Annotated in this window: 26 protein-coding genes; 12 read left to right on the top strand and 14 right to left on the bottom strand. The window is 55.8% G+C overall.

Annotated features, from left to right (window positions below):
• Positions 1–66: 66 nt before the first annotated feature.
• The 5 genes from yidC (at position 67) to AC2T28_RS20880 (ending at position 5,090) form a co-directional block, all read left to right on the top strand.
• The gene (gene yidC / locus AC2T28_RS20860) at positions 67–1,881 is read left to right on the top strand and encodes a membrane protein insertase YidC (protein ID WP_486750580.1); all 1,815 of its coding nucleotides are present in this window, start codon (positions 67–69) and stop codon (positions 1,879–1,881) included.
• Positions 1,878–2,615: an MOSC domain-containing protein gene (locus AC2T28_RS20865; protein ID WP_486750581.1), complete on the top strand. Its 738-nt coding sequence runs from the start codon at positions 1,878–1,880 to the stop codon at positions 2,613–2,615. The genes yidC and AC2T28_RS20865 overlap by 4 nt, the downstream gene beginning before the upstream one ends.
• On the top strand, positions 2,615–3,265 hold the full coding sequence (gene yihA / locus AC2T28_RS20870) for a ribosome biogenesis GTP-binding protein YihA/YsxC (protein WP_486750582.1): 651 nt from the start codon (positions 2,615–2,617) through the stop codon (positions 3,263–3,265). The genes AC2T28_RS20865 and yihA overlap by 1 nt, the downstream gene beginning before the upstream one ends.
• Positions 3,265–3,624, top strand: a complete 360-nt coding sequence (locus tag AC2T28_RS20875; protein WP_486750583.1) for a DUF2946 family protein — start codon at positions 3,265–3,267, stop codon at positions 3,622–3,624. Before yihA ends, AC2T28_RS20875 begins: the two co-directional genes overlap by 1 nt.
• Before the next feature lie 71 nt (positions 3,625–3,695).
• Positions 3,696–5,090: a PepSY-associated TM helix domain-containing protein gene (locus AC2T28_RS20880; RefSeq protein WP_486750584.1), complete on the top strand. Its 1,395-nt coding sequence runs from the start codon at positions 3,696–3,698 to the stop codon at positions 5,088–5,090.
• A gap of 99 nt (positions 5,091–5,189) precedes the next feature.
• Here AC2T28_RS20880 and AC2T28_RS20885 read toward each other — a convergent pair whose 3' ends face one another.
• Complete coding sequence (locus AC2T28_RS20885) at positions 5,190–5,912, bottom strand: SDR family NAD(P)-dependent oxidoreductase (protein ID WP_486750585.1); 723 nt, start codon at positions 5,910–5,912, stop codon at positions 5,190–5,192.
• A gap of 117 nt (positions 5,913–6,029) precedes the next feature.
• On the opposite strand from AC2T28_RS20885, the gene argB reads away from it, so the two are divergent.
• The 5 genes from argB to AC2T28_RS20910 all read left to right on the top strand — a co-directional run bounded on the left by argB (position 6,030) and on the right by AC2T28_RS20910 (position 9,613).
• Entirely contained in the window at positions 6,030–6,893 is an 864-nt protein-coding gene (gene argB / locus AC2T28_RS20890) for an acetylglutamate kinase (RefSeq protein WP_486750586.1), read from the top strand.
• A gap of 99 nt (positions 6,894–6,992) precedes the next feature.
• Positions 6,993–7,787 carry a sterol desaturase family protein gene (locus AC2T28_RS20895; RefSeq protein ID WP_486750653.1) on the top strand — a complete coding sequence of 265 codons (795 nt, stop codon included), beginning with the start codon at positions 6,993–6,995 and terminating at the stop codon, positions 7,785–7,787.
• The gene (locus tag AC2T28_RS20900; RefSeq protein WP_486750587.1) at positions 7,784–8,443 is read left to right on the top strand and encodes a ferredoxin; all 660 of its coding nucleotides are present in this window, start codon (positions 7,784–7,786) and stop codon (positions 8,441–8,443) included. Before AC2T28_RS20895 ends, AC2T28_RS20900 begins: the two co-directional genes overlap by 4 nt.
• Positions 8,440–8,937 (top strand): SixA phosphatase family protein, encoded by a 498-nt coding sequence (locus AC2T28_RS20905; protein WP_486750588.1) that lies wholly within the window; start codon positions 8,440–8,442, stop codon positions 8,935–8,937. The genes AC2T28_RS20900 and AC2T28_RS20905 overlap by 4 nt, the downstream gene beginning before the upstream one ends.
• 250 nt (positions 8,938–9,187) lie before the next feature.
• Complete coding sequence (locus AC2T28_RS20910; protein WP_486750589.1) at positions 9,188–9,613, top strand: GNAT family N-acetyltransferase; 426 nt, start codon at positions 9,188–9,190, stop codon at positions 9,611–9,613.
• Positions 9,614–9,669: 56 nt separating this feature from the next.
• Here AC2T28_RS20910 and AC2T28_RS20915 read toward each other — a convergent pair whose 3' ends face one another.
• From AC2T28_RS20915 to AC2T28_RS20965, 11 genes are all read right to left on the bottom strand, one after another.
• Positions 9,670–10,437, bottom strand: coding sequence for an amino acid ABC transporter ATP-binding protein (locus AC2T28_RS20915; RefSeq protein WP_486750590.1), 768 nt, complete (start codon positions 10,435–10,437; stop codon positions 9,670–9,672).
• Between the two features lie 12 nt (positions 10,438–10,449).
• Positions 10,450–11,748, bottom strand: a complete 1,299-nt coding sequence (locus AC2T28_RS20920) for an amino acid ABC transporter permease (RefSeq protein WP_486750591.1) — start codon at positions 11,746–11,748, stop codon at positions 10,450–10,452.
• A 2-nt stretch (positions 11,749–11,750) separates the two neighbouring features.
• Positions 11,751–12,965 (bottom strand): amino acid ABC transporter permease, encoded by a 1,215-nt coding sequence (locus AC2T28_RS20925; RefSeq protein ID WP_486750592.1) that lies wholly within the window; start codon positions 12,963–12,965, stop codon positions 11,751–11,753.
• A 128-nt stretch (positions 12,966–13,093) separates the two neighbouring features.
• Positions 13,094–14,110: an amino acid ABC transporter substrate-binding protein gene (locus AC2T28_RS20930; protein ID WP_486750593.1), complete on the bottom strand. Its 1,017-nt coding sequence runs from the start codon at positions 14,108–14,110 to the stop codon at positions 13,094–13,096.
• A 234-nt stretch (positions 14,111–14,344) separates the two neighbouring features.
• Entirely contained in the window at positions 14,345–15,049 is a 705-nt protein-coding gene (locus tag AC2T28_RS20935; RefSeq protein ID WP_486750594.1) for an ATP12 family chaperone protein, read from the bottom strand.
• A gap of 4 nt (positions 15,050–15,053) precedes the next feature.
• The gene (locus AC2T28_RS20940; protein ID WP_486750595.1) at positions 15,054–15,722 is read right to left on the bottom strand and encodes an HAD-IA family hydrolase; all 669 of its coding nucleotides are present in this window, start codon (positions 15,720–15,722) and stop codon (positions 15,054–15,056) included.
• Positions 15,719–16,762: an RluA family pseudouridine synthase gene (locus AC2T28_RS20945; RefSeq protein ID WP_486750596.1), complete on the bottom strand. Its 1,044-nt coding sequence runs from the start codon at positions 16,760–16,762 to the stop codon at positions 15,719–15,721. The genes AC2T28_RS20940 and AC2T28_RS20945 overlap by 4 nt, the downstream gene beginning before the upstream one ends.
• The gene (gene crcB, locus AC2T28_RS20950) at positions 16,759–17,139 is read right to left on the bottom strand and encodes a fluoride efflux transporter CrcB (protein ID WP_486750597.1); all 381 of its coding nucleotides are present in this window, start codon (positions 17,137–17,139) and stop codon (positions 16,759–16,761) included. The genes AC2T28_RS20945 and crcB overlap by 4 nt, the downstream gene beginning before the upstream one ends.
• A 54-nt stretch (positions 17,140–17,193) precedes the next feature.
• Positions 17,194–18,009 (bottom strand): DUF2927 domain-containing protein, encoded by an 816-nt coding sequence (locus tag AC2T28_RS20955; protein WP_486750598.1) that lies wholly within the window; start codon positions 18,007–18,009, stop codon positions 17,194–17,196.
• Between the two features lie 9 nt (positions 18,010–18,018).
• On the bottom strand, positions 18,019–19,332 hold the full coding sequence (locus AC2T28_RS20960; protein WP_486750599.1) for a replication-associated recombination protein A: 1,314 nt from the start codon (positions 19,330–19,332) through the stop codon (positions 18,019–18,021).
• A gap of 2 nt (positions 19,333–19,334) precedes the next feature.
• Entirely contained in the window at positions 19,335–20,720 is a 1,386-nt protein-coding gene (locus tag AC2T28_RS20965) for a trypsin-like peptidase domain-containing protein (RefSeq protein ID WP_486750600.1), read from the bottom strand.
• A gap of 161 nt (positions 20,721–20,881) precedes the next feature.
• Here AC2T28_RS20965 and AC2T28_RS20970 point away from each other — a divergent pair, with 161 nt between their 5' ends.
• Complete coding sequence (locus tag AC2T28_RS20970; protein ID WP_486750601.1) at positions 20,882–21,157, top strand: hypothetical protein; 276 nt, start codon at positions 20,882–20,884, stop codon at positions 21,155–21,157.
• 101 nt (positions 21,158–21,258) lie between these two features.
• On the opposite strand, the gene AC2T28_RS20975 is transcribed toward AC2T28_RS20970, so the two are convergent.
• Positions 21,259–21,654, bottom strand: a complete 396-nt coding sequence (locus tag AC2T28_RS20975; RefSeq protein ID WP_486750602.1) for a RidA family protein — start codon at positions 21,652–21,654, stop codon at positions 21,259–21,261.
• A gap of 132 nt (positions 21,655–21,786) precedes the next feature.
• Here AC2T28_RS20975 and AC2T28_RS20980 point away from each other — a divergent pair, with 132 nt between their 5' ends.
• Entirely contained in the window at positions 21,787–22,470 is a 684-nt protein-coding gene (locus AC2T28_RS20980; protein ID WP_486750603.1) for a helix-turn-helix transcriptional regulator, read from the top strand.
• A 148-nt stretch (positions 22,471–22,618) separates the two neighbouring features.
• On the opposite strand, the gene AC2T28_RS20985 is transcribed toward AC2T28_RS20980, so the two are convergent.
• Entirely contained in the window at positions 22,619–23,740 is a 1,122-nt protein-coding gene (locus AC2T28_RS20985) for an adenylate/guanylate cyclase domain-containing protein (protein ID WP_486750604.1), read from the bottom strand.
• Positions 23,741–23,850 lie beyond the last annotated feature (110 nt).

Consider the following 23,850-nt stretch of genomic DNA (forward strand, 5'->3'; position numbering starts at 1 on the left):
TGACCTTTGGGGCACACCTCTGTTGAACCACACCCTGTCATTCCATGCACAAGGTGGCAGTCCCAAATGGACGATCAGAACAAAAATTTAATACTCGCAACCGTACTCAGCTTCCTGGTGATCATCGGTTGGTATGCCTTGGTCCCGCAGCCAGAGCCGCTGCCCGAGGTCGATCCCGCGGTAGCTGAAGCCGTGGTTGAAGGCGATTCCGCCTCTGCCCCATCGGCCGCCGGAGCCACAGCAGATGCAACCGCAACTGCTCAGGCCGCCGAGGCCGAGGTCCCGCAGGCCGCACGCGTTGAAATCGACTCGCCCCGTTTGACCGGCAGCATCTCGCTGCAGGGTGGCCGGATCGACGACCTCTCGCTGAAAGATTATCGGGTTTCGATTGATCCTGAGGCCGAGATCGTCAAAATGCTGTCTCCTGTCGGAGACAACGGCGCCTATTACGCCCTATATGGCTGGGCGCCCAGTGCGGGTGTCGCCCCCGAGCAGGTTCCCGGAGCAAATACCATCTGGCAGGCGCAGGGGAGTGGCATTCTGACACCGGAAACACCGGTTTCGATGACTTGGGACAACGGCAACGGTTTGATCTTCACCCGTACCATCGCGGTGGACGACAACTATATGTTCGAGGTCACACAGTCTGTCGAGAACACCACTGGGGAAACTGTTTCACTGGCGCCCTACGGCACCCTTGCCCGCCATGGTGAACCCGCAGACCTCAAGAACTTCTTCATCCTGCACGAAGGCGCCATCAGCAAGACCGACGGCATCTTGGACCAGATCAAGTACAGCAAAATGCCTGATCTGGATGTTCACGAACGTGAGCGCGTACCAGCCGAGGTCTATGAGGCAGAGAAAACTGGCTGGATCGGCTTCACCGACCACTATTGGATGTCGGCACTGATCCCGGCGAACGGTCACCCCTTCCGCTCCAGCGCCAAATATGACGAGCGTCGTGACATCTATCAAACCGACATCGTACTGCCGACCATGGACGTTGCCCCAGGCCAGACCTCCGAGGTCACAACTCAGCTATTTGCGGGTGCCAAGGAATGGGAAACACTACGCGCCTACGAAGCGGCAGGCGTCGACGGCTTTATCGACAGTATCGATTGGGGTTGGTTCGAAATTTTGACCAAGCCAATTTTCTGGCTACTGCACCATATCAACCAGTTGATCGGCAACATGGGCGTTGCGATCATCGCTCTGACGTTGATCATCAAGGCGGTGTTGTTCCCTCTGGCTTATAAATCCTACGTCTCGATGGCCAAGATGAAGGAACTGCAGCCGCAGATGGAAGAGCTGAAGAAAAAGGCCGGCGAAGACCGTCAAGCGATGCAAAAGGGCATGATGGAGCTGTACAAGAAGGAAAAGGTGAACCCCGCCGCGGGCTGTTTGCCAATCTTGATGCAGATCCCGATCTTCTTCTCGCTGTACAAGGTGATTTTTGTTAGCTTCGAACTGCGTCAGGCTCCGTTCTTTGGCCCGTTCCAGGATCTCAGCCTGCCTGATCCAACCTCGATCATGAACCTGTTTGGCGCCCTGCCTTGGGCTGGCCCTGAAGCAGGATCAATGATGGCACTGGTCTTCATCGGTATTCTGCCGCTGTTGTTGGGCATCTCGATGTTCTTGCAGCAAAAGCTGAACCCGGCACCGACAGATCCAACCCAGCAGATGATCTTTGCCTGGATGCCTTGGGTGTTCATGTTCATGCTGGGCGGCTTTGCCTCGGGACTGGTGGTGTACTGGATCGCCAACAACACGATCACATTCACTCAGCAGTATCTGATCATGCGCAGTCAGGGCTATAAACCTGACGTGTTTGGCAACATCAAATCCGGTTTCAAGAAGACCCCGAAAACGGACAAAGAATGACCAACCAAGTTAAACAAATATGGCGGCACCCGATCAAAGCGATCGGGGCCGAGCCACTAACAGAGGTCCGCCTGAATGCAGGCGGGCCTTTGCCGTTGGACCGCGCCTGGGCCTTGCTGACAGGCAAGTCGACTGACACTGGTGAATGGCAGCATTGCCGCAATTTTGCCCGTGGCTGTTTTGGCCCCGAACTGATGGGTGTGACTGCTAGCACCAATGACGGGCTAATCACGCTGAAGCATCCCAAGCAGGACCCAATCACCATTGATCCAGCATCTGACAGCGCCAAGCTGGTAGACTGGATCAGCGCTATCTATCCTGCCGAACGTCCGGCGCCACATACACTGATCAAGTCGCCCGAGGGCGGCATGGCCGATGCTGAGACTTCTGCTATCTCAATCATGTCGCTCAGCTCGCTTGATGCACTGGGTGAAAAACTGGGACAATCCCTTGACCCACGCCGTTTCCGAGGCAACCTCTGGATCGATGGCGGTACTTCGTTCGAAGAGTTCAACTGGATTGACCGCGAGCTGCAAATTGGTGACGTGCGCCTAAAGGTGATCGACCGGATCACCCGCTGCCGCGCCACCGAGGCCAACCCGGACACCGGCGAACGCGACGCAAACACGCTCAAGGCCCTGCGTGACCATTGGGGCCACACCGATTTCGGCATTCTGGCCGTTGTCCAAAATGATGGTGATGTCGCTGTTGGCGACACACTCGAGGTGCTCTGATGCAAATGCAATTTACCTTGGCGGAAACGCCTGATGACTTCTCAACCGAGAAAGGCCGCAAAATGTTTGCCGGCCAGTCCGAGTTTGTCAAAGGTGTGGTGGCGATGTCTGGCCTGCCACCTGCTGACCGAATGGAAGTCTGCTTTGCGGGTCGGTCCAACGTCGGCAAGTCCAGCCTGATCAACGCGCTGACCGGCACCAAAGGTCTGGCGCGGGCATCGAACACACCGGGCCGCACCCAGGAAATCAACTATTTCACCCAAGGTCCCGATCACTATCTGGTCGACCTTCCGGGCTATGGCTTTGCCAACGCGCCGCTGCCGGTGGTGGAAAAATGGCAACGCCTGCTGAAACAATACCTGTCCGGTCGCCAGACCCTGCGCCGGGCCTTTGTGCTGATTGACGCGCGCCACGGGGTAAAACCCGTCGACGAGGAAATCATGTCACTACTCGACAGCTCTGCTGTGACCTTTCAGTGCGTGCTGACTAAGGCCGACAAGGTCAAAGAAAAAGACATGGCCCGGATGCTGGATCAGGTGCGCAGCAAACTGGCCAACCACCCTGCGGCCTATCCCGAAATGGTGCTGACCTCGTCTGAAAAGGGCGATGGTATTGCAACCCTGCGTTCGATCATCTGCAATCTGACTTAATGATCAGACACGTTGCCTCATATCTGGTGCTGCTGGCCATTGTGCTGGCCGGGTTGATCCCGGCGGGTTGGATGCCTGCGACCAATGCAGATGGCAAGGTGCTGCTGGTGATCTGTACCACCGAAGGCCTGCAGGAACAGTGGGTCGACATGGGCGGAGACACTGCCCCAGTTGAACAAATGAATGATCGCAGCTGCCCCTTTGCAGCGGTGGCGACCGTTGCTTTGCTGGCAGGATCATTCACCACCCTGCCCCTTGATGCCTCGATGACCGCCCGCTGGGACCAAGAGGCTTTTACCCATCATACTGCCGGCTTCCACTGGCGCTATGATGCTCGCGGCCCGCCCGCACTCTCCTGACTTTCTGAACATTCCCAAACTTTTGACACCGGCGCTCCTGCGTCCGGACCTGTTCCGATATGGAGAGAACAATGGCCACCGACAGCCAAACTGCGGGTGTTTCCCGCTCGCTATCTGAGAAATTCTATTTCGCCGTATGGCGCTGGCATTTTTATGCCGGACTATTTGTGATTCCGTTCCTGATTATTCTGGCCGTCACCGGCCTCATGATGATGCTGATCGCCCAGACCGATGGTCGTGATGGGGAAAAGATCCCTGTAACCATGCAGGACAGCGCCCTGACAATCACCGAACAATCCCAAGCCGCGTTAGACACTGTGCCCGGTACTCTGGTTGAATGGATCGGCCCCAAGGCGCCAGATCTGGCCACAGTGTTCCGTATCAAAACCGAAGAAGGCCAGCGCCTGGTCGCACTGAACCAGTACACCGGCGAAGTGATCGAAAGCTGGGACCGTCGCGCAGGCTGGTACGACTTTGCCGACAACATACACTCCACCTTGCTGATCGGTGATACCGGCGACCGAATTCTAGAGATCGCCGCTGGCCTTGGGCTGGTTCTGGTGCTGACCGGCGTCTACCTGTGGTGGCCGCGTGGCAACAGCCTGGGCATGTTGATCCCCAACTTCAAAGCCCGCGGCCGCGCCCTGTGGAAGAGCCTGCATGCCGTCACCGGTTTCTGGATCTCAGCCCTGCTGGTTGTCTTCCTGATTTCCGGTCTGTCCTGGGCTGGTGTCTGGGGCGGTAAGATCGTCCAGCCTTGGTCCAGTTTCCCGGCGGAGAAATGGGACAACGTCCCTCTGTCGGACAAAACCCATGCCAGCATGAACCACGGCCACACCAACGATGTGCCCTGGGCGCTGGAGCAGACCCCAATGCCAGCCTCCGGTTCGGATGCCGGCGTGAACGGCATTCCCGGTGACACCGCAATCAACCTGCACAGCGTTGTGATCCTGGGCCGTGTGCTGGGTATGGACGGCCGTTTCCGTGTTGCCTTCCCACGTGGAGAAGACGGTGTCTGGACCATCAATCGTGACAGCATGAGTGGCGACAGCAATGACCCGTTTGTCGACCGCACCATTCACGTGGACCAATACACCGGCAAGATTTTGGCGGACGTCAAATATGATGACTACTCGTGGATGGGTAAGGCCATGGCTGTTGGTATCCCCTTCCACATGGGCCTGATGGGCACCTGGAGCTTTATCCTGAACCTGGTGTTCTGCCTGGCGGTGATCTTTGTGTGTGTGTCCGGTGCCGTGATATGGCTCAAGCGCCGCCCCGCGGGTTCGCTACGTCTGGCCGCCCCGCCAGTGATCCAGGATCAACCGCTGTGGAAAGGCGCTGCGCTAATCTGCGTGCTGACTTCGCTGGCCTTCCCGCTGGTTGGGCTGACTCTGCTGGCCGTGCTGGCCTTTGACGTGCTGATCTTGGGCAACATCCCAGTCATCAAACGCGCGCTTTCATAAGCGCAGAATTGGGCCCCGGTTTTCCTACATTTCCGGGGCCCAAGGTGTGTGGCGCTATGCGTCCACTGTGCGGCACACACCATTTTCAGGCATGCCGCACTAAACGTGCTGCGCGCCATTGACCTCGATCTCGGCCCCCGAGATGTACGAGCTGTCCCCTGAGCATAGGAAATAGATTGCAGCTGCGACTTCTTCGGGCTGGCCCAAACGCTGCATCGGCAACTTCTCGACAATCTTGTCCGTTCCGGGGCTCAGAATCGCGGTTTCCACCTCTCCCGGCGCAATCGCGTTGACCCGCACCCCCAAAGGGCCAAAGTCATGCGCCATTTCACGCGTCAGCGCCGCCAGGGCAGCCTTAGAGGTGGCATAAGCCGCCCCGGCAAATGGATGCACCCGACTGCCCGCAATCGACGTCACGTTGACAACTGAGCCTTTGGCAGCCGCCAGTTCATCCTTAAGCCCACGCGCCAGCACCACCGAAGCAAAAAAGTTGACATGGAACACCTTGCCCCACTGCATCAGATCCGTGTTCAGCGTGCTGAGCCGCTCGCCATCGGGGCCTTTGGGCGAAACTCCTGCGTTATTGACCAGCGCATCCAGCTTGCCACCCAGTTTTTCCTGGATCGCTCCAACCGCATTGATGGTGTCAGACGGGTCAGACAGATCCAATTCCACATGGTCTTCACCTCCCCATGGGCAGCCTTCCGGCAAAGGATTGCGCGAACAGGTGATGACCCGCCAGCCTTCCTCATGAAACCGCCGAACAGTTGCATGGCCAATGCCGCGGCTAGCGCCAGTCAGCAACAGGGTTTTCTGGCTCATTTTTCTGCCCTCATCAGGTTTCTTTGGCCCGACCCTATCACCAGCACCGCTGGCTGCAATGGCACTCTTGGCACCACGCCGATAACCGCGTAACACGGGCAGACAGAGGGACCAGCGATGAAGAAACAGAACATGAACCGCGATTGGATTGCCACTGCCGCCACCCTGTCGAGCGCACTGCCGTATTTGCAGCGCTATGATGGGGCCATTGTTGTCATCAAACTTGGCGGTCACGCCATGGGCAGCGACGAGGCCATGGATACCTTTGCCCGAGACATGGTTCTGATGCGACAAGTCGGCGTAAACCCGGTGATCGTGCATGGCGGCGGCCCGATGATCAACGCCATGCTGGACAAGCTGGCCATCCAATCCGAGTTTGTGAATGGCAAACGCGTCACCGATCAGGCCACCATGGAAGTGGTGGAAATGGTGCTGTCGGGTGTTGTGAACAAACGCATCGTACAGGCAATCAACCGCCAGGGCGGGCGCAGCGTTGGCCTGTCGGGCAAAGACGCTAACCTGATCACCTGTGACCAGACCAACCCGGAACTGGGCTTTGTCGGCACCCCTGCCGATATGGACCCAGCCGTGCTGCACGATCTGTTCGCCAAGGATATCATCCCGGTGATTGCCCCCATCGGGTCAGGCCGCAACGGCGAGACCTTCAACATCAACGGTGACACCGCCGCCGGTGCCATAGCCTCGGCCCTTCAGGCCGACCGCCTGCTGTTGCTGACGGATGTAGCCGGGGTCAAGAACGACAGCGGCGAAGTGGTGACCGAGCTAAAGGCCGCAGATGTCGAAGAGATGACCCGTACAGGCGTGATTGCTGGCGGTATGATTCCCAAGACCGAAACCGCGCTGCAGGCGGTGCGTAGTGGTGTGCGGGCCTGTACCATCGTCGACGGTCGGGTGCAGAACTCGGTCCTGCTGGAGCTGTTCACCGATCACGGTGCCGGTTCGATGATCCGACCCGATTAAGTGGAACTGGCGGGGATTTTCCCGCCATCTGCCGTTTTCAGCCTTAATCCTGTTGCCAACAGACTTGCGTTTGCCTTTCACATGCGCATTTCTGAATGCATGGAACACGAAGCCCTCCTCCGCCTGACCATCTTCCTTGGCCTGTTTGCCCTGTTCGCCGTTGTCGAGCATCTAGCCCCGCGCCGGGCGCGCCGCTTGTCCCGCCCACGGCGCTGGACCACCAATATGGCTATCACGGTGCTCAACACCCTGACCCTGCGCGCTATGGCCATTGGCTTGCCTCTGCTGGCTGTTGGCGCGGCACTGGATGCCCAAGCCACGGGCTGGGGGCTGTTGAACGCCGTCACCCTGCCTAGCTGGGTCGAACTGGTAATGGCGGTGTTGGTGCTCGACTTTGCCATCTGGCTGCAACATATGCTGACCCACAAAATTCCGATCCTATGGCGTCTGCACCGGGTGCATCACGCCGATCGCGACATGGATGTCACCACCGCCGTGCGGTTCCACCCCTTCGAAGTGGCCTTGTCGATGCTGTTGAAAATCGGGCTTGTCTATCTGCTCGGCCCCTCAGCTGTGGCTGTGGTTCTGTTCGAGGTGCTGTTGAACGGCACCGCCCTGTTCAACCACGCCAACCTGCGTATCCCAGCCAAGGTGGATCGCATCATTCGTTTGGTGCTGGTCACGCCTGACATGCACCGTGTCCACCATTCTACCTTGCGTGAAGAGCATGACAGCAACTATGGCTTTGCCCTGGCGATCTGGGACCGTCTGTTTGGAACCTATGTCGCTCAGCCCAGCCTAGGCCACGACGACATGACCGTCGGTCTGCGCTGGCAGGATAAACGCCCAAGCAAACTGGGATGGAGCCTGCTGCTGCCATTTAGACGACAATGACACTGGATCAGATCGCAACAGCGGTGCAGGCACAGGGGCTTGAGGTACAGGGCACACTGCATCCCCGCCTCACACCTGTTAAGGAGGTGAACAACGGCACACTGGTCCTGCTAGGCACCACCGGGGCATTTTGGCCGGTTTTCAAGGCCTCGCCCGAGGCCAATGACGGCAATCATGATCCAATAGATCGCTGGTCGATACGCGTAGTTGGCGCCTTGGCCGAACACCTCTCGGCATCCCCCTATTTTCCCTTTGGCGGCCCGCCCTATGCGCCGTTTATCAATTGGGCACTGGCTTCGGGGCGGGCGTTTTCATCACCATCGGGCATGATGGTACATGATCAGGTGGGATTGATGATTTCGTTCCGCGGGGCACTGCATTTCGACCAGGAAATCGACATTCCCTCCCTTTACCGTAAAAAATCTCCCTGTGAGATATGCCCAGATAAACCCTGCCTGACCGCCTGTCCGGTTGCGGCCCTAACGGCGGCTAACCCCTACGATTTAAACGCCTGTCACGATTTCTTGGATACGCCAGACGGCGCCAATTGTATGGAGGCAGGCTGCAAAGCAAGGCGCGCTTGTCCGCTTAGTGCGGGGGCTAATCGAAAAAAATCTCAATCTTCGCATCATATGCACTATTTTCATTCCCCATGACCCACACATTGATTCTGACCCGCCACGCCAAATCCGCTTGGGACAGCAATGCACCCAGCGACCATGCACGCCCTTTGAACAGGCGCGGCCGCCATTCGGCCACCGCTCTGGGGCACTGGTTACGAGAACGAGACCACCTGCCCGACCAGGTAATCTCGTCCCCGTCCCAGCGCACACGTGAAACCTATGAACGTATGAACCTTGCGGCCCCGGCTGTGTTTGTCGAACGGCTGTACCACGCCCATGCAGACATCATTTTCCAGGTGCTCAGCGAGGCAGAACAGCCACGCACCATGATCCTTGGCCATAACCCTGGCATCGGTACATTTGCCCGGGCGATCGCCGCCAAAACGCCAGATAATCCACGTTTCTTCAACTATCCAACCGGAGCCACACTGGTGCTTGAATTCGACATTGCCCGCTGGCGAGACCTACAATGGGGCAGTGGGAAACTTGTTGATTTCATTGTTCCGAGGGAATTACTGGTCGACTAAACTTTCTGGGCTTGTCAATCAGCCTCCTCCTTTAACGGCTCTTCGATTGCCAATCTAACCGGTCATGGATAGGCTGCGCGTGACTGATCTGGAGATTTTATGTCCCGTTAAGAGCGGAGCCGTCCCTTGGCTCCTTCACCCCGCATCTACCTAACACCGTCTAGCTCACTAGGCAGGTGATTTGATCGGCGTGACCATTCTATACAGACAACTCGCCGCATGTGTGCGGCACACACAGGATCTCCTGACAATGATCAGACCTTATACTTCAACAGACAAACAGGCTGTTTTATCTATCTGGCGCGATGCCAGTGAACTGGCACATCCCTTTCTCACAGCCGAGCAATTGGATCAGGCCGAAGCCATGATCCGGGACCAGTTCCTGGATATGGCTGAAATCTACGTTGCAGAACTACACGACGAGCCGGTTGGGTTTGTTGCTCTAATTGGTAACCAGGTTGGCGGGCTGTTTCTACGGCCATCCTTGCATGGTCGTGGCATTGGAACAGCCCTGATGGACCGCGCAGTCAAAGCCAAAGGATCTCTGAGCCTCGAGGTCTTCACTGATAATTCCATCGGTCGCAAGTTTTATAATTCTTATGGCTTCGTTGAGGGGATCGAGAAAATGGATCCCTTCTTTGGGCACCCGGTACTAGAGTTAAGTTTCACACCCTAAAACGAAAAAGGCCCCCGGAATTCCGGGGGCCAATTCTTATTCCTGCAAAACTTGGATCAGTGACCCAGGATCTGGCTCAGGAACAGCTGAGTACGTTCGCTTTGTGGGTTGTTGAAGAACTCTTCTGGTTCGTTCTGCTCCACAATCTGGCCCGCATCCATAAAGATCACGCGGTTCGCCACCTGACGGGCAAAGCCCATCTCGTGGGTTACGCAGATCATGGTCATGCCCTCTTCCGCGAGTTCGATCATGGTGTCGAGCACCTCTTTGATCATCTCAGGGTCCAGCGCCGAGGTCGGCTCATCAAACAACATGATACGAGGCATCATGCACAAGCTACGGGCAATCGCCACACGCTGCTGCTGACCACCGGAAAGCTGACCAGGGTACTTATTGGCCTGATCAGGGATTTTCACCTTCTCCAGGAAGTGCATCGCACGCTCTTCGGCTTCTTTCTTAGGTGTCTTACGAACCCAGATCGGAGCCAGTGTACAGTTTTCCAGGATCGAAAGATGCGGGAACAGGTTGAAGTGCTGGAAGCACATGCCAACCTCAGATCGGATCTTGTCGATGTTCTTTAGATCAGATGACAACAGGGTACCGTCAACTTCGATACTACCCTGCTGATGCTCTTCCAACGCATTGACGCAGCGGATCAGCGTCGACTTACCAGATCCCGACGGCCCACATACTACGATCCGCTCACCCCGATTAACGGTCAGGTTGATGTCACGTAGCACATGAAATGAGCCGTACCACTTGTTCATGTTTTGAATGGTGATCGCGACTTCGTCGTGCACCTTCAATTTTGATTGTTCAGCCATGGTGCGGCCCCCTTATCGGTGATCTGTCGCAAGACGGCGTTCCAGCCACTGCGAATATTGTGAGATGCCGTAACAGACGACAAAGAAGAGAAGTGCGGCGAAGCCAAAGAGCTCCCAGTAGACGCCATTCCAGTCGGTAGACGCCAGGATCGGACCACGGATCATACCCACCAGATCGAACATCGAAATGACCGAAACCAGCGTTGTATCCTTGAACAGGCCAACAGCCACATTCACGATGCCAGGAATGGAGATTTTCAGCGCCTGTGGCAGAATGATAAGCCGGATGCTTTGAGCATAGTCCAACCCAAGAGAGTCAGCCGCTTCGTACTGGCCTTTGGGCAATGCCGCCAAACCACCACGGACCACCTCGGCGATATAGGCCGCCGAGAACAATGTGATCATGATCACCACACGCAGGAACAGATCAACCGTGGCCTCTGGCGGGAAGAAATACGCCAGCATAACACTTGCCACGAACAGCAAGGTGATCAAGGGCACACCGCGAATGAATTCAATGAATACAACGCAGATGTATTTGATCAGCGGCATGTCCGATTGACGTCCAAGCGCCAGCGCAATGCCGATTGGCACCGACAAAGACACACAGGTTACACCCAGCATCATGTTCAGCATAAAGCCGCCAAGATCACGGGATGGCACAGACCGCATGGCCCCTTCTTCGATCGTTCCACTAGGCAGGATTGCTCCGCCCAGCCACCAGATGATTAGGGCTGTAATGATGCCACCAAAGAAGCCAAGGGCAAAATTGCTCGCAACCAAACGACTGTAGACAGTATACCCTGCTACGATGCCGACCAAGGCAAGCAATGGTGTCATGATTGAGCCACCCCAGATCAGCCAGAAGGCAATGAACGGGAACAGTCCTGTAAAAATCAGCAACTTGCGTGGCAGATCGAAGAACAACACCGGTGCAGCTGCAAAGAAAAACAGCACAAAGGCAAGCCCCGGGCGCCAGTACAGATCTGTGGGGTACTTGAACCCAAACAGCAGCTGGTTCCACCGCTCAGTGAGCACCGCGAAACATGCGGCTGATTTGCCATCAAGAATTTCGCGGCAAACAGCCAGGCTTGGTGAATCCCAAACCCCGTTCAGGATCCAAGGCATCGTACCGCTTAGGATCACATAGATCACGTAGACCGCGACAAGGGTCAGAACCGCGTTAGCCGGTGTCGAGAACAGGTTATCGCGCGCCCACTTTACCGGGCCAGACGCCGTATAAGGCGGTGGCATAGCAGGCACTTCTTCGGTGCGCACGAAGGCGATAGAGTTATTTGTCTGATCAGACATGCTCACCGCTCCTTCAACTTAATTGCATTGTTGTAGACGTTGATCACAGCAGAGATGCTCAGCGAGATGACGAGATAGAACAACATCAGCAGCAGAACACATTCGATTGCGCGACCTGTCTGGTTCAGGGTAATCCCGCCCAGCGTGGCCGTAACGTCGGCATAGCCCACCAAAATCGCCAGAGACGAGTTCTTGGTGATGTTCAGATAGTTAGAGATCAACGGCGGAATGATCACGCGCAGTGCCTGTGGCAGCACAACAAGGCTCATGATCCGTCCAGAGCGAAGACCCAAGGCTGCAGCAGCTTCGGTCTGACCCTTGGATACAGCCTGAATACCCGCACGCACGTTTTCTGCGATGAAAGCGCCGGTGTAGATAGACAAAGCAAACCAGATTGCGATCAGAGGACCACCAATCTTGATGCCACCCTTGAAGTTGAAGCCCTTTAGCTCTGGATATTCCAAGCCGATTGGCATGCCCATGATGAAGAACATCAGGATTGTTGGCAGGAAGAAGATCGCGAGGCTTGGCAGGAAAGTTGGTAGCAACCGGCCTGTATCGTAAAGCAGCTTGGTCGCGTAACGACGGTAGCCAATGACGCCAACGATGGAGAGCAGGAAAGTCACAACCACAACCATCGACCCGGAACCCCAAACCGGAGCAGGCAGATAGATACCGCGGTTGGTAAAGGCGAATGAGTCAAACAGCATGCTTGCCGTAGCTTCGTCGCCGCGGAATGCACGTGGACCAGGCAACACGGCAGTCATGATCGTAAAGATGATGACGATCCAGATGAGCACTGGGATATTGCGGAAGATCTCGACGTAGATCGCCATTAATTTTGAGACGATCCAGTTGTTGGACAGACGCAAAACACCGGCGAGAACGCCAAATATTGTAGCCAGAATACAAGCAAGGAAAGCCACCAGCAATGTATTCAGAATACCCACAAACGCTGCGCGTAAGTTGGTGGATTGGCTGCTGTATTCGATTAGTCGTTGGTTAATGTCGTACCCGGCAGGTACGCCTAAGAACCCAAAGTCAATGTTCAGACCTAGTTTCGCTAGGTTCGTAGCAACGTTGTTGCCAAGGTACAAGATCGCCAGCGCCAAACAGAGGGCCGCGATGGCCTGAAGCGTCAGAGACCGGTAGCGCGTGTCGCTCAACAGCATCGACAGCCGGAACGACCCCTGCGGTGGGTCGGTTATAGTGGTCATAATTTAATGATCCCCGTGACTCCCTCGATCTTATCTGAGCAAGGTTTGTCCCTGCTTCCTGTGATCGAGTTTGCATTGCAGATAGGAAAAGGGCGCAGGGGTTACCTGCGCCCTTAACCTTGCGGTTCTTAGCGGAACGGTGGCGAGTACAGCAGGCCGCCGTTAGTCCACTGTGCGTTCAGACCACGGGCCAGACCGATTGGTGTTTCTTCACCAATGTTCTTGGCAAAGACTTCACCGTAGTTGCCGCCAGCCATGATGGCGTTCTTGCCCCAGTCAGCAGACAGACCCAGCATCTCGCCCAGAGTACCTTCGGTACCCAGCAGACGGTTGATTTCTGGGTTGTCTGTGCCAGCAGACATCTCACCGATGTTTGCCGAAGTCACACCCAGCTCTTCAGCTGTAACCATTGCGTTCAGAGTCCAGCGAACAACGTCACCCCACTCGTTGTCGCCATGACGTACCAATGGGCCCAGAGGCTCTTTGGAGATGATTTCTGGCAGCAGAACGTGGTCAGCAGGTGCTTCGAAAGTTGCACGTGTCGCAGCCAAGCCGGATGCGTCAGTGGTGTACACGTCGCAAGCGCCAGCCAGATACTGCTGCTGAGCTTCAGCATTGGTTTCGATTGGAACCGGCTCGTAGCTGATGTTGTTCGAGCGGAAGAAGTCCGCCAGGTTCAGCTCGGTTGTTGTACCGGTTTGGATACAAACAGTCGCGCCGTCCAGTTCTTTAGCCGAGGAAACACCCAGGTCTTTTGGAACCATGAAGCCCTGACCATCATAGTAGTTCACACCAACAAAGGTGAACTTCAGGTCAACGTCGCGCGAGAAGGTCCATGTGGTGTTACGAGCCAGCATGTCGATTTCGCCAGAGGCCAGCGCGGTGAAGCGTGTCTTACCGGTTGTCGGAACAAACTCAACAGCCGTTGGGTCACCCAGAACAGCAGCTGCGACAGCACGACAGACAGAAACGTCAAAGCCAGCCCATTCGCCGTTTGCGTCGGGAGCAGCAAAACCAACCAGACCAGTTGTCACGCCACAGTTCAGTTTGCCGCGGGCCTTGACGTCGTCAAGTGTACCAGCAGCGGCAACGCCAGCAGCCAGACCGGCTACTGTGAGCGCGCCCATAAATACAGTTTTTTTCATTTTTACCTCTTCCTGATATTCCCGCCTTAGATGGCGGTTTTTTTCCCGACACCAGCAATGTCGGAAATGAGAGTGAAAAAGGGTATATCCCTAATTCGTCGCTAAGTTTGTGCTAATTCATCAGCAGACGTCAAGTGCAGGATCATGAAATTCGATGGTCGGAATGCGAACTTAGTCCTTGCAAGCCGATTTCAGGGCCCAACAACCAGCGTTGCAAACAATGATTTTTTTCGGTCAGCAAAAATCATAAAATCGCTTGGCATGCAGAAAGGCCTGCCTTTTGATCTCAGCTTCGGATTGGGCCTCGTCATCCGGCCCCCACTGCTCTTCCTGCCACAGTTCGTCCAAACGCGAGAGGGTCCAGATCTCGTCAGCACCACGCCAACCGGCGGCGGACGCAAATCCAAGGATCAGAGAGCCCGACATGCTGACTAGGTCATGAAAAGCTGCCAATTGGAACGCCGTCAGCGCATGAACTTTTGTGCGCAGAGCTTCCAGCGCTTCAGGCTCCTGCCGCTTATGCAATAGCCCCTGCCGTTTATGCAGTCGCACACCTAGGGCCGATTCGGCCCAATCCAAGGCAGGATCCCACTGCTCATCCTGACGTGCCACCAGCTCGCGGGGGGTCTCAGCCCGATAGCACAGCAGGTCGGAATCGCCGTAGTCCGCCAGCATATCAGCCACCTCGGCGTGCTGCGTTTGGACCTTGTCCAAAGCGGCATTAGCCGAGCGTGTGCAGGGCATCGTATTTGGATTAACAATTTCTTCCTGAGCCCGCCATTCCGTCGCTATCGCCTCGGCCATGGCACGTGTTGGGAGAATCAGCTGCGTTTTGGCAGGTGTTTTGACCTGCCGACCGTCCAGTTCCACCGCGAATCGCTCATCTGATTCGGTCACCGAGACCTGTTCCCAGAATCGTTTATTCTTCCATGTGCTCATTGTCTCAAGCCTTCCAAATTTCACGCAACAAAGGTGCCAATTCAGCAAAATTGTTGAGGGTATGATCCGCGTTCAACTGGTCTGCGGGATGGTATCCCCAGTCCACCGCAATGGTCCTGACGCCTGCCGTTCGCCCCATATCGATGTCATAGCAGGTATCGCCAATCATCACCGTATGTTCTGGTGCCACTCCAGTCTCGGCCATTGCGGTATGGATCATCGAAGGATGTGGTTTTGACGGGTGATAGTCAGCCGATTGCCGGGTCACAAAACAGCTCAGGCCATGGGATGCGATCACCGCATCCAGCCCGCGCTGCGATTTGCCAGTGGCGACACCCAGCAAATATTCAGGCACCGCATGCAGTGCCAACAACATCTCGAGTGTTCCCGGATACAGAGGTGAATGCGCCTTACCCGCAGCCTGCCGCGACACCATGTAAGAAGACTTGTAGCCTTCAACTAAGGCGTCTCGTGTGTCGGCATCCGCATCGGGGGCCAGCTCGGCCATTGCCAGATCCAGCGAGAGTCCGATAATCGACAGGACAGCGTCCCGCGACGGCGCGACATGACCAACTTTTGCAAAAGCCTCGGCCATGGCACCCGTGATGGCGCCCTGGCTGTCCACCAGGGTGCCATCCATATCGAACAGAATCAGCCGCAGGTCTGCGCTCATTCCAGCTCCTCAAACGGATCTTCGGGTACATCCCTTGGGTCCCACTGGAAATAATCCCAGGTATCCTGCATATGCTTGGGTAGCGGCGCGGTGATGTTTAGAACCGACTTGTTCTCGGGGTGCTCAATCTTGATGCTGCGCGCGTGCAGGTGCAGCTTCTTGGAAATCTCATCGCCGAGTTGCGAGCCCCAGCCATCGCCAAGGTTTTCCTGACCGGAGCCACCGTACTTGCCGTCGCCAACAATTGGATGGCCCAGTTCCCCCATATGCGCCCGCAACTGATGGGTGCGCCCTGTAACAGGGCTCAACGCCATCCAAGCCGCACGTTTACCGGCGGCCTCCAACAGCGAGTAATCAGTTATTGCTTTCTTGGCTCCCGGCGTGTCGTCGATGTCGCGCGGGTGAATGTTGTACATCTTCTCACCCTCGCCACCCGGTCCGTGGCCATGTGCCTTAACAAGCCCGGTCTTGATCATACCAGACTTGGGATGCGGCACCCCGGCAACAACGGCCCAGTAAATCTTGCGGGTTTCGCGGTGACGGAACGCCGCTGTCAGCGACTTGGCCGCCAGTCGGGTCCGCGCCAGCAGCAGCACACCCGAGGTATCCTTGTCCAACCGGTGCACCAGCTTAGGCTTCTCATCCAGCTCAAAGCACAGCGCCTCGGCCAATCCGTCCACATGACGGCTCTGGCCACTGCCACCCTGCACTGCCAGCCCATGCGGCTTGTTCAGCGCAATTACATGATCGTCGCGATAGATCACACAGGACTGGATCATCTTGATATCCGCATCCGAGATCCGTCGCTGGGTCTCGTTGGGACGGTGGTCACTGGCTGGCAATGGCGGCACCCGCACAGTTTGCCCGGCTATAACACGGGTCGAGGGTTTCACCCGGCCACTATCCACACGCAGGTCACCCTTGCGGCACATCTTCTCGATGCGGCCCTGGCTGACATGTGGGAACAGCCGCCGTAGCCAGCGATCCAGGCGCTGGTCCGTGTCGTCGTCTGCTACGATAATCTTTTGAACGCCACTCATGTCAGCACCCCTTTTGCGGCCATCAGGCCAAGAAACAGTCCAGCAATCGACAGGATCACCGACATCGCCACATATAGCGCCGCAGACCCAAAGGCCCCGCGCTCCATCAAGGTGACGGTTTCCAGCGAAAACGCTGAAAACGTGGTGAACCCACCCAGCATCCCGGTCATCACAAAGGGGCTAAGGTGGGTCAGCCCACGATGGGCTGCCAAAATCACAAAGGCCCCCATCAGGAACGAGCCAACAACATTCACCGTCAGCACCGCCACTGGAAACGGGTGGTGCCCCAGCAGGCGGATAATCCCCAAACCTGCCAGATACCGACCCGTCGCGCCGATCGCGCCCCCTAGGGCAACATATAGGACTGTATAAAACATTGGCGGTCTTTTGCGTGTAGGGGGCCGGATGTCAAGCGTAGCAGGGTCTCTGGGCTATTGCGTCTGATGTAACTCTTGGAACCGACCCACCACGGTTTCAACATCGGTGCCTGATGGTAAGTCAGGATCGTAAAGCGCTCTCAGCAACAGCAGATCATTGGTTATGTCTTTTTCATCTGCTCTGTCATCATAGGTAAAATATTCAGTGCCCTCGGCATCTCTGAGCAAACCCATTGACTGGCTCAACTCCTCCCACAGACAGATGCGAAAATCCTCAGGTCCGATGTCGTCACGTAGATATATATGAACCTGTTGCAGCCGGTCATGCTTGGATCTCATCAGGAAAAAACATGGCCCTGCTCCTTCGGCTAACTGCCGCATCAAGATTCCGGATTTGAACATTGGATGGCTAAGTGCCCCAAAGTAGGTCAGGTCCTTTGTCGGCAACGAAAAAATGAAAATATCTCCAAACACCGGCTGGGCCCTCTCCTCCCAGGTCATTCGCCCCGTGATGTCTTCTGGATTATCGTTTAGTTTCTTTCTCCAGCGCATTTTGATCGTGCCCGGGTAACTGTCCAAGGCCCCCGAGAGGTTTATTACGCGCGCAGTTGACGGAGAACGCAAATCCAAGGCGGTCGCTGTTCGTAAGTCGCGCAACATTTCATCCAACACGTCGAAATCAAATTCGCCACTATGCACAACAGCAATGGTCGGCGTGTAGTCCCACTTTCGCGTGTTGCCCTCCTTGGTGCGCAAAATTTCACGGGCATCATCATAGATGTCGGCAAGTGCAGGACCTGGGCCGGAGAGAGGGAACAAAAAAGTTAGGGAAAGAAGAAAAAGTCGGAAAAGAGATGGATAGAATGTCACGCTGTCTCCTTAGGAATTGCGTTGCGCCCTAAGTTTGGCGAAATAGTCGACCCGCCTCTTCAACTCACGCTCAAAGCCGCGCTCGACCGGCTTGTACAAGACGGGGTGTTTGACGCCATCCGGGAAGTAGTTCTGGCCCGAAAAGCCATCCTCGGCATCGTGATCATAGGCATAACCATCACCGTAGCCCTGATCCTTCATCAACGATGTCGGCGCGTTCAGGATGTGTTTGGGGGGTGGCGCACTGCCGGTTTGTTTGGCCAATCGCCGCGCCGCCTTGATGCCCACATAAACCGCATTCGATTTTGGCGCCAAAGCCAGATAGACGGCGGCATTGGCCAGTGCCAACTCCCCTTCTGGGCTGCCAAGGCGTTCATAGGTCTGCCAGGCATTCAGGCAGACTGTGTTGGCCTGCGGATCCGCCATGCCGATATCTTCGGTCGACATCATTGTCAGTCGACGAGCAAGGAACCGCGGATCCTCGCCGCCTTCCAACATCCGTCCCAACCAATACAACGCCGCATCTGGGTCTGATCCGCGAATGGATTTGTGCAGGGCCGAAATCAGGTTGTAATGCTCATCCCCAGATTTATCGAACTTGGCCGCGCGCCGCATCAGCCGAGTGGCCAGTGCGTCCTGGTTCAACGGCGTTTCCACCTTCCAAGCGGCGACCTGTTCAATCAGGTTCAACAGGGCGCGACCATCGCCATCAGCCATCTCATGCAACGCATCCCGCGCTTCGCCATCCAGAGGCAGCGCGCGACCCAGCTCTTTCTCGGCGCGCTGGGTCATCAACTCCAGATCTACCAACGACAGGCGTTCCAGCACCAGCACCTGCGACCGGCTGAGCACCGCAGCGTTCAGCTCGAAACTCGGGTTTTCAGTGGTGGCACCGACCAGCAAGATGGTACCGTCTTCCATATATGGCAGGAACCCATCTTGCTGCGCTTTGTTAAAACGATGAACCTCGTCCACGAACAGCAGCGTCCCCTGCCCGTTTTGCCGCCGGATCTTGGCGGCCTGAAATACCTTTTTCAGATCTGCAACGCCGCTGAAGATCGCACTGATCTGGACAAAATGCAGATGGGTTTCATCCGCCAATAGCCGGGCGATGGTGGTTTTCCCCACGCCCGGCGGACCCCAGAAAATCAGCGACGACAGCGACCCCGAGGCCAGCATCACACCCAGAGGTGCATCCGGCCCCAGCACCTGCGCCTGGCCAATCACCTCACCCAATGACTTGGGCCGCATCCGGTCCGCCAGGGGCCGGTTCGGTTCAGGTTGATCAGGTTGCGCTATGCCGCTGTCGAACAGATCTGCCATGGTTACAGCCGGAACCGAAGGTTGATGCGCTGGCCACCGCGCAGCAGGTTCATCTTTACCCGTCGGCCAGACTCGGCCAGGAACTCGGGCACATCGGTGGTTGTGGAAACGGCGCTTCCATTGATCTCTTCCAGCACATCCCCCGGCCGCAGTCCTGCGCGCGCGCCATAGCGACCTGGATCAGTAACCACCACACCCTCGGCGTTCAGCGGCAGCCCCATGTGGGTGATCACGGCAGGGTTGATACGGGCGATGGTCAAACCAGGCAGTGCCGACTGTTCGTTCAATTGGATTGGCGCAGCAGGTGGACTGTCAGGGGCCTGCATCATCAGCACGTCCAGAACCTCAACCGCGGTTCCTCGCAGCCGCGCAATCTGCGCTTTGCCGCCCATCCCGGACACAGCCATGCGAAACGCCATTTCCGAAGGGGAATTGACCAGTTCGCCATCTACCGACGTCACCACATCGCCAACTTTGAAACCAGCTGCAACAAACGGGCTTTCGGTGTGGAGGTCGGAAATCAGCATGCCTTCGGGACGGTCCATACCCAGCGATGCTGCCATATCGGCATCTACCGGCTGACCAGACATACCAGCCCAAGGGCGCTCAAAGGCTTCGGCACCGCGTTCGGCCTGATGTACAAACTCACGAACCAGATTGGCCGGAATGGCAAAGCCAATACCGTTGGATCCGCCCGAACGGCTAAGGATGCGGGTGTTGATACCAATCAGATCCCCATTCACATCAATCAAAGCCCCGCCTGAGTTACCGGGGTTAATCGCTGCATCGGTTTGCAAGTAATAGCCAAAGCCTTCTCCAGTTGCGGTGCCCGTACGCGCCAGCCCGGAAATGATGCCACTGCTGACGGTTTGCCCCACACCAAATGGATTGCCGATGGCCAGGGTCAATTCGCCCACCTCAACCTGATCGCTGTTGCGCAGTTCCAGAAACGGCAGATCGGCGGCGTCATCCAGCTGTAGAATCGCCAAGTCGCTGGCCTGGTCCGCCAAAATAACCCGCGCATTGTATTCGCGCCGATCTGTTGTCACCACACTGATTTCGGTGGCCATACCCACCACGTGATAGTTCGACACCACGATACCATCCGCCGACAGGATCACTCCGGACCCCAACGAGTTCTGCACCCGGGGCTGCGGCTTGCTGAGCCCGCGAAAGAAATCGTCAAAGAACGGGTCATTGGAAAACGGCGAGCGCTGCCGCGCTTCGGTGACGGTTTTTGTGTAGATGTTCACCACCGCCGGGGATGCTTCCTTTACCAGCGGCGCAAAGCCAAGGCTGATTTCAGCCTGCGAGCTCGGCACGCGGGTCTCGGCAGTGAGTGGCGATGCGGTTGCAACGACAAGGGCAATAAGGGCTGCGCGGATCATTTTGGCTCCAACTTGAATTGTCCCTAGGATATGCGGGGGGGCTGCTGCAATTGCAAGCGCAGCTCCGGGGAAAGAGAGGCAGGGGCATTGCCTCGTTTGAGACATCCGACAAAGTTGTGTGATTTGTTGACCCTGCGATGCAGCCCACCTATCCAAGATGCATGGGCTACAGATTGCTGGACATCAAAGATGGCGAATTCTCGTTGGAGTTTGAGACGGCGGACATTCCAACCGTCGCCGCAACAATTGCTGTTCGATATGGCATCCCGGAAGAAAAGCCGCATATTATATGCACCGAGTATTTTTTCGCAGGCAGCCGTTTTGTATTTCAGAACGAACGGGATGATCCTTGTTTGATATCCACCTCACGTGAAGGCACGCGGGTTTTGAAGGAGTTATACGCTGATTTGACCGCATCTACGCAAAACCAGGGGTGATGGTTGGCTGTGGGTTTGCCTCGCAAGCTCTAGTCGTCAGCAGTGTTACCGTTGCAAACCCAGCCCTGACCGAAAGAACGGTCAGGGCTTAGCTCTACGGTTCAGTCTGCCGCAGTGGCCTCGATCTCGAACATCAGCCCCGGCAGCGCCAACCGGGTGACACCCACCAGGGTCATCGGAGGCGCTGCATTGACCGGTCCAAATCGGGCGCCCAATTGATCGAAGTTCTTCATGGCTTCGTCGACATCTGTGGTGAAAATGCTAAGCCGGGTGATATTGGTCAGATCCATGTCTGCGGCACTTAACACTGCCTCAAGGTTATCCAGCGCCAGTGCGATCTGTTTACGCATATCATCAGGATGCTGCGGGTTGCCTTCGCCATCAACAGCGGTCTGTCCCGCGCAGACCAGCTGACGCGTCGTGTCTTCGATGATTTCTGCTTGGTGATATCCCAGTTGCAGGGACCAGGGCCAGGGATTGACAGGTGTACGCTTCATGAACAGGGTTTCCTTATTCCGGTATTTGTCTTGATTTGTGTTTGGGATTTCTGCTTAGAAGCCCCCTGCTGACAGTTTGTGTCAGTAAGGTTGCGGCAAACTGATTTTACCTAAGCCAAGGATCATCACCGAATGTCACGTGCAGACCGTCTTATGAAAATCGTCCACTTTCTGCGCGGTCGTCGCCGTGCCGTCACCGCCGAGCGGATTGCCGAAGAATTCGATATCAGCATGCGCACCGTCTATCGCGATATTCAGGAGTTGATGAATTCGGGTGCCCCCATCAGTGGCGAGGCCGGTGTTGGTTACATCATCGACAAAAGCTATTACCTGCCACCGATTGCGTTTGACCCGGACGAGTTGGAGGCGATTGGCCTGGGCATCAACATGGTCCGCCAATGGACGGATGAGCGCTTTGCCGACAAGGCCAACAGCGCCTTTGAGCGTATTCTGGCGGTGCTGCCCACCAACTTGCAAGGTGAGATGCAACAGATCACCACCTACTCCAGACCCAGCGAATCCATGATCCCCTGGACTGTCAGTTTTTCGGACCTGCGCGAGAGTATCCGCGCCAGACGTTTTGTACGCATTGAGTATGCGGATGCCGAAAAACACAGCACATCGCGCACCCTGCGCCCAATAGCATTGGTGTTCTTCAGCCCGGTCTGGGTGTTGGCGGCTTGGTGTGAGACGCGGAACGACTTTCGCCATTTCCGCCTAGACCGCATGCGCTCGCTAGAGTTGTGTGACACGTATTTCGAAGATGAGGACGGCAAGGATCTGGTGGCTTATGAAGCCAGCGAGGGGCAGTGTTAGGTTGAAAGTGGTTAACCTGAGCGATTATCGAATAAACTATTGCGATGTATGTAAGTACCAACGAGATAGACTGCTATTTTTGCCCAAACTCTCGAATAGGAGTACCGCTGGCGGCTACCCTGTGAGCATCAATCGAAGACGCCACTTATCAAAGACTTATGATCGCGTTCCAAATATTGACCGTTCTAGCCTTTCCCCGAATAGATAATTCACCTTGCGGTGTCATCCGAGCCAATACCTCTGATGTTACGTTTTTCACCCCTTCAGCTTTGACTGCGTTTATCAACTCTTCCCCAACAACCAAATCGCAACCAAGGGTGCGCGTTGCTTCCTGCAAGCGACTCGCTGTGTTTACAGTGTCGCCAATCACCGTAAACTCCACAAAGTTTTCGGTCCCGACATCCCCCAAAACCACCGGGCCAAATTGAAGCCCAATACCAATGTTAACCGCTGGCAACCCTGCCTTTATCCTTGGAATGTTAAAGATCTGAGTGGCTGTAAGAAGGTCAAATGCACAACAAAGGGCGTTCGTCGCGTTTTGAGAAGTATCATCTGGGAAGCCAAAGATGGCCAGGACCTCATCACCAACGTAGCCTTCAATGGAACCGTGCCATTTGAAGATTGATGTCTCAAATAGTCGATGCACATCGCGCAACAGGTGTAGAACCTCTTCTGGCTTCATAGTTTCAGATATTGCGGTAAATCCAACAATATCGGCAAAAAGAACTGCCAATTTTTGACGCTTCACCGCCCCAAGAGGCTGATCTTTTTTTGAAAGCGCTTCAGCCAGTTTCGGCGAAAAATATCGCGAGAGATTCGCCTTGGCCCTTTCTGCTTTACTGGCTGCGGACCGCGCAGCCCAAAGGCGCTTTTCAGCTTCGAACCGCTCGGTCACGTCACGTTGAACCGCGACATAGCGATAAACTTGCCCCTCATCGCCTACCAACGGAACGACCGTCCATTCCATCCAAAATGCTGTTCCATTCTTTCGGTAGTTAGTTGTCCGTCCTTCCCAAAACCCTTTTAGCTGTAAGGCATCACGCATATTGCGAAAAACACTCAGATCGGTTTTTGGGCCTTGCATGATCCTTGGTGATTTTCCGATAACCTCAGAACTGGACCAGCCCGTCATTTTTTCAAAAGCTGAATTAACATAGACGATCGACGGACCAGGAGCATCCAGATCAGCAGTTGTGATTAAGATACTTTCAGCCGCAGCCTCAATCACCGCAGCGAAATCCAAGTCACTTGAAGAAACACAAATGGGCATTCGGAGCGCCAAACCCAACTACGGAAAAAATTACCGGTATAGGTAGTGTTAAAAGATGAAACTTCCGGGATTCTTTTGAAGTGAACGTTGGCTAACAAAATCGTTAGACT

The sequence above is a fragment of the Parasedimentitalea nitratireducens genome, from assembly GCF_057444295.1.

Bases quoted from the DNA above. Each gene is read 5' to 3' on its own strand.
- yidC (WP_486750580.1), top strand. From the start codon at position 67: ATGGACGATCAGAACAAAAATTTAATACTCGCAACCGTACTCAGCTTC.
- AC2T28_RS20865 (WP_486750581.1), top strand. From the start codon at position 1,878: ATGACCAACCAAGTTAAACAAATATGGCGGCACCCGATCAAAGCGATC.
- yihA (WP_486750582.1), top strand. From the start codon at position 2,615: ATGCAAATGCAATTTACCTTGGCGGAAACGCCTGATGACTTCTCAACC.
- AC2T28_RS20875 (WP_486750583.1), top strand. From the start codon at position 3,265: ATGATCAGACACGTTGCCTCATATCTGGTGCTGCTGGCCATTGTGCTG.
- AC2T28_RS20880 (WP_486750584.1), top strand. From the start codon at position 3,696: ATGGCCACCGACAGCCAAACTGCGGGTGTTTCCCGCTCGCTATCTGAG.
- AC2T28_RS20885 (WP_486750585.1), bottom strand. From the start codon at position 5,912: ATGAGCCAGAAAACCCTGTTGCTGACTGGCGCTAGCCGCGGCATTGGC.
- argB (WP_486750586.1), top strand. From the start codon at position 6,030: ATGAAGAAACAGAACATGAACCGCGATTGGATTGCCACTGCCGCCACC.
- AC2T28_RS20895 (WP_486750653.1), top strand. From the start codon at position 6,993: ATGGAACACGAAGCCCTCCTCCGCCTGACCATCTTCCTTGGCCTGTTT.
- AC2T28_RS20900 (WP_486750587.1), top strand. From the start codon at position 7,784: ATGACACTGGATCAGATCGCAACAGCGGTGCAGGCACAGGGGCTTGAG.
- AC2T28_RS20905 (WP_486750588.1), top strand. From the start codon at position 8,440: ATGACCCACACATTGATTCTGACCCGCCACGCCAAATCCGCTTGGGAC.
- AC2T28_RS20910 (WP_486750589.1), top strand. From the start codon at position 9,188: ATGATCAGACCTTATACTTCAACAGACAAACAGGCTGTTTTATCTATC.
- AC2T28_RS20915 (WP_486750590.1), bottom strand. From the start codon at position 10,437: ATGGCTGAACAATCAAAATTGAAGGTGCACGACGAAGTCGCGATCACC.
- AC2T28_RS20920 (WP_486750591.1), bottom strand. From the start codon at position 11,748: ATGTCTGATCAGACAAATAACTCTATCGCCTTCGTGCGCACCGAAGAA.
- AC2T28_RS20925 (WP_486750592.1), bottom strand. From the start codon at position 12,965: ATGACCACTATAACCGACCCACCGCAGGGGTCGTTCCGGCTGTCGATG.
- AC2T28_RS20930 (WP_486750593.1), bottom strand. From the start codon at position 14,110: ATGAAAAAAACTGTATTTATGGGCGCGCTCACAGTAGCCGGTCTGGCT.
- AC2T28_RS20935 (WP_486750594.1), bottom strand. From the start codon at position 15,049: ATGAGCACATGGAAGAATAAACGATTCTGGGAACAGGTCTCGGTGACC.
- AC2T28_RS20940 (WP_486750595.1), bottom strand. From the start codon at position 15,722: ATGAGCGCAGACCTGCGGCTGATTCTGTTCGATATGGATGGCACCCTG.
- AC2T28_RS20945 (WP_486750596.1), bottom strand. From the start codon at position 16,762: ATGAGTGGCGTTCAAAAGATTATCGTAGCAGACGACGACACGGACCAG.
- crcB (WP_486750597.1), bottom strand. From the start codon at position 17,139: ATGTTTTATACAGTCCTATATGTTGCCCTAGGGGGCGCGATCGGCGCG.
- AC2T28_RS20960 (WP_486750599.1), bottom strand. From the start codon at position 19,332: ATGGCAGATCTGTTCGACAGCGGCATAGCGCAACCTGATCAACCTGAA.
- AC2T28_RS20965 (WP_486750600.1), bottom strand. From the start codon at position 20,720: ATGATCCGCGCAGCCCTTATTGCCCTTGTCGTTGCAACCGCATCGCCA.
- AC2T28_RS20970 (WP_486750601.1), top strand. From the start codon at position 20,882: ATGGGCTACAGATTGCTGGACATCAAAGATGGCGAATTCTCGTTGGAG.
- AC2T28_RS20975 (WP_486750602.1), bottom strand. From the start codon at position 21,654: ATGAAGCGTACACCTGTCAATCCCTGGCCCTGGTCCCTGCAACTGGGA.
- AC2T28_RS20980 (WP_486750603.1), top strand. From the start codon at position 21,787: ATGTCACGTGCAGACCGTCTTATGAAAATCGTCCACTTTCTGCGCGGT.
- AC2T28_RS20985 (WP_486750604.1), bottom strand. From the start codon at position 23,740: ATGCCCATTTGTGTTTCTTCAAGTGACTTGGATTTCGCTGCGGTGATT.